A 4,952-nucleotide genomic window follows, 5' to 3' on the forward strand; every position below is an offset into this window, starting at 1 on the left:
TGTGCGAGTGGCGCTGCTACGTCGCCGGCGGGCGCCTGCTGTGGCGGGAGCGTTACGACCACGACGGCGCGGACGATGCCCCGGATCCCGATTCAACGACGATCGACGGCATGATCGCCGCCCACGAGGCGGATGAGGCGCCGCCTGCCGGCTACGCGCTCGATGTCGGCGTGCTGTCTGACGGGGAAACGGCGCTGGTCGAGGTCAACGACGGTTACGCGCTGGGCTACTATGGCCGCGTCACGCCGGCGCGTGCGTGCGCCTACCTGGGGCTGCTCGCTGCACGGTACGTGCAGATGCTTTTGTGATGCCCTGCGTCCGGGCCTCGATGTCCGCGCGCCGCTCTTGCAGTCTGCGCAGCCGGGCCAGCAGCTCGCGGGCGCGCCCGATCTGGACGGGCGATAGGGCAGGGCGGCGGCCGAACGCCGCGCCGCCTGGTCGATCATCCCGACCTTCATTGGGCATCCCCGGAGACAGCCTATGGCACCCTTGCTTCATCGCACGCAGATCGCGCGCGCGATCTGCGGCCTCGCCATACTGATGATGCAGCACGCCCCCGGCGCGGCCGAAGGAATCGCCGGCCAGCTCGCCGATCTTGCCCTCGATCGTGGCGGCCTGCTGCTGGGGGAGCGCCACCGCCGGCCGGCGTCGGTACGTCTGTTCCTTGAGGTGGTGCAGCGTCTTTCCGCCCGGGGCGCGTGTCCGGTCATAGGCCTTGAGATCAGCGAAGCCGAGCAGCCCGCGCTTGATCGCCTGGCCGCCGGGGATGCCGCCGCCGATGCGATCCGGGTCCCGAGCGTCATTGACCACGCCGCCTATCGGGAGCTGCTGACCGGGTTGGCCGAGCTCTCACGGACCGGGTGCGGACGGCTCCTGGCGATCGATGGTGGCCCCGCCTCGAACGCGCCTCGGCCAGCCGTGATGTTTCGCCGCGTGTCGCCATACGCCGGAGTGCAGCCTGTGGTGGTGCTGGTCGGCAAAAAACACGTCCTCAAGCGGATCGAGTGGCTGCCATCCGTTCCAGCCAGGGTCCGGGCACCCGAACTGGGGGAGCAACTGGCGGCTGCCGGGATCCCGTGGGTTTCGGTGCTCCAGCATTGGCCCGGGGAGTGCGCCGGGCCGCGCCGGGGCCGGCTGGCTCCGATCGAGAGCGAGGCGGGACGTGCCGCGGTTGGGATGACCTTCGCACCGATGGCGGCCTATGCACCGCACGATCCGCGCGCGGCAGCCGATGTCGTCGTGTCGTGGGACTGTCGGTAGCGTCCTCGCGCCCCTCCCCGGCAACGGTGTTCCGCTGCCGGTACAGCCTCCGGGGCCTCGATGCAGTGTGCTGTTCTAGTCGCTTTTATCCCAGCCGCCGAGCCGCGAGCGCGACCGCCTGTCAGACGAGGACCCGTAGCCATTCGAATAGGGGTCCTTGTAACCCGGCTGGCCGGTGTACGGGTTCACGTTGCCGCGAGTTGACCAGTTGTTGAGGCGCGAGCCGTCTGGGTCACTGCGCATGTGACCCTGCACGTAGGTGCCATCCGAGCGGACGTACGGGTTGACGTAGGTGTCCGCGGAAGCGATGCCAGAAGCCACTAGCGAGGCGCAGAATGACAGGGTCGTGATGATGCCTTTCATAGGACCACTCCCGATAGTCACTAAACCACCCAAAGGCTAGTCAAGCCTAGCATGCTCGGTGGTACACCCCTCGTAAGCCTGCACCGCCGGGGGCGGCAAGTTCACACTCTACTCGTCGGGGGACGGGCAAGCCGTAGGCGGCCTCACGCTGCGGCGCCGCGAAGGACAGCGGCGCGCTGCCGGCAAGGAAGGCTCGAATCTGCTCCAGTGTCTGGAGCCCCTGGGTCTTGAGCGTCACGATCATCCTCCGATGATCCCGGCGCCCCGCCGGCCTTTCAGGCTCACTTCACGTTGGAATCACGTGCCTCCTTCAGGCTCATGTGTCATTGGAAGAGGCTGGTTTCGCACACCGACGGGCCAAGCGGCGAAAACCGACTGTTCAATGGATCTACAGGACGCGGAAGACCTGATGACCGTCGCCTCGATGGCGCACCGACGGCTCGACGGCGCCCATGTGGAAACGCTGGCGGCTAACTGAGCAGCTTGCGGGCGCGCTCTATTATCTCGGCGTCCCCGGAAAGCTCGACCGACAGGTTGTCGAGCGAGCGCCCTGTCATGGTGACCTTTAGGGGCGTTCCGTTGGCGGAGCGAGGGAGAGTGGCCAACTTGCGGCGGATGGTTGTCTCGATTCCCTTGAGGAGTTCCTTTTCCAGGGCGTCGGCGAGCTGATTCGGCCGCACGGGGTGGCCGTTCAGGCGGAATTGGATATCGATCATCGGATTGCTCCTGGGTGGTCTATGCGGCGGCAGGCGCTCGGCCGTTTATCCAGCTCCAAGCGTCGCCGGGGAGCCATCCCGAGTAGTCCCTCCTGACGCCAATGATGAGCAGCCGGTCGCTCGCATCGATGCGGGACCGCAGCCGCTCGAAGATCTGGCTGGTGGTCAGGTTGGTGTCGACTAGCCAAGTGGAGTCGAGGTAGTGCCACCACGCACCCAACTCTTTGATGCCGTCGTACAGACGCGCATAGCCCTGGCCAGGGTGATAGAGGTCATACGAGATGAGATAAATCATGAACGAGTCCTTACCCCTTGGGCGGGTAGGGGTCATTTCCGAATGTATCGCGCTCGCGGATCTGCCCCTGCCGGTTGTGGATGAAGAGCTCGCCACGTCTGGCGCGCGCCTGCTCGCGGGCGACGTCGATGGCTTCCTGCTGGGTCTTGTGAACCGAGCCGGCGCGGGACGCACCCTCGGATTTCACGGCCCAGCCCTTCTCGTGGGGAACCACATGCTTGTTTTTGCTGCTCATTTCCTGACTCCTGATGGGTTGTGGCCTTGCAAATTGCTGCACAATTGTTTACATTATATATACAAATTGTAGTGTGTAAACCATGGTGGGGAGACGACGGACATGATGGGTGCGCGACTGAAGCTGGCGAGGAAGAAGGCGGGTCTGAGCCTGCGCGATCTCGCGCAGGCGATCGGCGGCCTTGTGTCCGCCCAGGCGCTGGGCAAATACGAGCGGGACGAAATGGTGCCGAGCGCGAAGGTGCTGCACGCCCTCAGCAAGGCGCTCGGCGTGTCCATGTCGTTCTTGATGGATGCGCAGCGGCTCGACCTGGCCGAGGTGGATTTCCGCACCAAGGCGAACACCACCAAGGCCGATCGCGCGAAGGTGGAAACCGAGGTTCTCGAGTGGGTGAGCCGTTACCTGGAAGTCGAGCGGATCCTTGACCGCGACAGCAGGCACTGGGAGGCGATGGACGGCGGGCGCTGCGCCATCCGGACTCTGGATGAGGCGGAGGAGCTCGCCAACACCCTGCGCGAGCACTGGGAGCTTGGGGAAGATCCTATCCCCAACATGACCGAGCTGCTCGAGGAGAAGGGGCTGAAGGTGCTGATTGACGAGCTGCCCGACCGGGTGTCCGGTTTCACCTGCCTGGTGACCGGGGAGGGGGCGGATGACCCCGTGCCGGCCATTGTCGTCAACAAGAGCAAGTCGCTGGAGCGCCGTCGTCTAACCTTGGCGCACGAGCTTGCCCATCGGTTGATCGACCCGCAGCACCTGAATGCGAAAGAAGAGGAAAAGGCGGCAAACCGGTTTGCCGGGGCTTTCCTCGTGCCGCGCGACCACTTGGAGCGCGAAATCGGCAAGCACCGAAATGCGCTGGGCTACCGCGAGCTTCTGGATATAAAACGCCTGTACCGCGTGAGCGGCGCTGCGATGCTCGTGCGGCTGCGGGATGTCGGCATCATCGATGACGGGGTGTTAAGCACCGCGTTTCAGACTGTCGCGCGCACCTGGCGCAGCGAGGAACCGGAGCCCATCGAAGATGAGGCACGACGAGGAGACATGGAGAAGCCACGCCGCTTCGAGCGTTTGTGCTATTGGGCGCTGGCGGAGAAGCTGATTTCCGTGGCGAAGGCCGCGGAGCTGCTGCGCAAGCCGGTGAATGAGGTCGAAGAACAACTCAAAGGGCCTTGGCGTGCGGGTCATCGTCAGTGATACCTCCTGCCTGATCGATCTGCGTAAGGCGGAGCTGCTCGAGGCATTCGTGAGAACACCTTACGAGCGGCTGATTCCGTACACCCTCTTCGAGGATGAACTCGTTCACTTCACGGAGGATGAGCGCCGGCTTCTCGCCGGCGGGATGGTGATCGTGGATTCACCGGCGGAACAGGTGCAAAGAGCCATTGAGCTGCGTGCGGAGAATACCGCGCTCACCGAGAACGACTGTTTTGCCTATGCCCTTGCCGAAGCGACGGAGGACAGCATTTTGCTGACTGGCGACAACCGCCTGCGTACCCTGGCCGAGCGCAACGGGCTGGAAGTGCATGGTGTGCTCTGGGCGCTAGATATCATTCACGCGGCAGCGGCTGCCACGGCCGGCCGCCTGGTCGCAGCCCTTGAGCTGTTCCGGGATGACGAGACGGTGCATGTGCCTCCAACACTTATCACGCGTGCCCTCGTGCGTTATCGGCGTCTTGCGCGGTAAAGCCACCGCAATTGCCTTGGGACTCCGTTTCAAATAGCCCCGAGAATTCAGGTCCAGAAAGGGGGGCGTAGTTGGTTATCTTTAGCCTGGATCAGGTGGTTATTGCGACATGCTTGTTGCTCAACGAGGTGTTTATCCGATGTCTGGATCGCTCGCTGTGGGTCTGCCGGATGAATTCATCGACCAGCGCCGAGATGCCCCGACTGGACCAAACGCGGCCATCGCGTGTCGGCCGCTATCTCGAATGACAGAAGTTACTGGCACGGGATGCGGACAATAGCTGTTTAGCAGGCGACGAACTTGCATCGGCGCTGACGCGTAGCTCCGAACACAAAGCGCGACACGCCTTGACGCCGTTTCCTCTATGGAAACGCTGATCAATCCCCCGAAACCGGC

The 4,952-nt window shown here is 63.9% G+C and carries 8 protein-coding genes; 4 read left to right on the top strand and 4 right to left on the bottom strand.

Annotated elements, in window-relative coordinates; translation table 11 throughout:
* A partial coding sequence (locus B4N44_RS11840; protein WP_296701025.1) for an ATP-grasp domain-containing protein occupies positions 1 to 308 on the top strand: 308 nt, incomplete at its 5' end.
* Between the two features lie 172 nt (positions 309 to 480).
* A complete protein-coding gene (locus B4N44_RS11845; protein WP_296701027.1) occupies positions 481 to 1,260 on the top strand; it encodes a ChaN family lipoprotein in 780 nt (259 codons plus the stop codon).
* A gap of 75 nt (positions 1,261 to 1,335) precedes the next feature.
* Here B4N44_RS11845 and B4N44_RS11850 read toward each other — a convergent pair whose 3' ends face one another.
* The 4 genes from B4N44_RS11850 to B4N44_RS11865 form a co-directional block, all read right to left on the bottom strand.
* On the bottom strand, positions 1,336 to 1,623 hold the full coding sequence (locus B4N44_RS11850; protein ID WP_296701031.1) for a hypothetical protein: 288 nt from the start codon (positions 1,621 to 1,623) through the stop codon (positions 1,336 to 1,338).
* Positions 1,624 to 2,093: 470 nt separating this feature from the next.
* Entirely contained in the window at positions 2,094 to 2,339 is a 246-nt protein-coding gene (locus B4N44_RS11855; protein WP_296701032.1) for a hypothetical protein, read from the bottom strand.
* A gap of 19 nt (positions 2,340 to 2,358) precedes the next feature.
* The gene (locus B4N44_RS11860) at positions 2,359 to 2,634 is read right to left on the bottom strand and encodes a hypothetical protein (protein WP_296701033.1); all 276 of its coding nucleotides are present in this window, start codon (positions 2,632 to 2,634) and stop codon (positions 2,359 to 2,361) included.
* A 10-nt stretch (positions 2,635 to 2,644) separates the two neighbouring features.
* On the bottom strand, positions 2,645 to 2,869 hold the full coding sequence (locus B4N44_RS11865; protein WP_296701035.1) for a DUF2188 domain-containing protein: 225 nt from the start codon (positions 2,867 to 2,869) through the stop codon (positions 2,645 to 2,647).
* Between the two features lie 102 nt (positions 2,870 to 2,971).
* On the opposite strand from B4N44_RS11865, the gene B4N44_RS11870 reads away from it, so the two are divergent.
* Together B4N44_RS11870 and B4N44_RS11875 are read left to right on the top strand one after the other, a co-directional pair.
* Positions 2,972 to 4,066 (top strand): helix-turn-helix domain-containing protein, encoded by a 1,095-nt coding sequence (locus tag B4N44_RS11870; RefSeq protein ID WP_296701037.1) that lies wholly within the window; start codon positions 2,972 to 2,974, stop codon positions 4,064 to 4,066.
* Positions 4,047 to 4,556: a PIN domain-containing protein gene (locus B4N44_RS11875; RefSeq protein WP_296701039.1), complete on the top strand. Its 510-nt coding sequence runs from the start codon at positions 4,047 to 4,049 to the stop codon at positions 4,554 to 4,556. Before B4N44_RS11870 ends, B4N44_RS11875 begins: the two co-directional genes overlap by 20 nt.
* Positions 4,557 to 4,952 lie beyond the last annotated feature (396 nt).

This window comes from Thiocapsa sp. UBA6158 (assembly GCF_002423035.1).
Lineage (GTDB): Bacteria > Pseudomonadota > Gammaproteobacteria > Chromatiales > Chromatiaceae > Thiocapsa.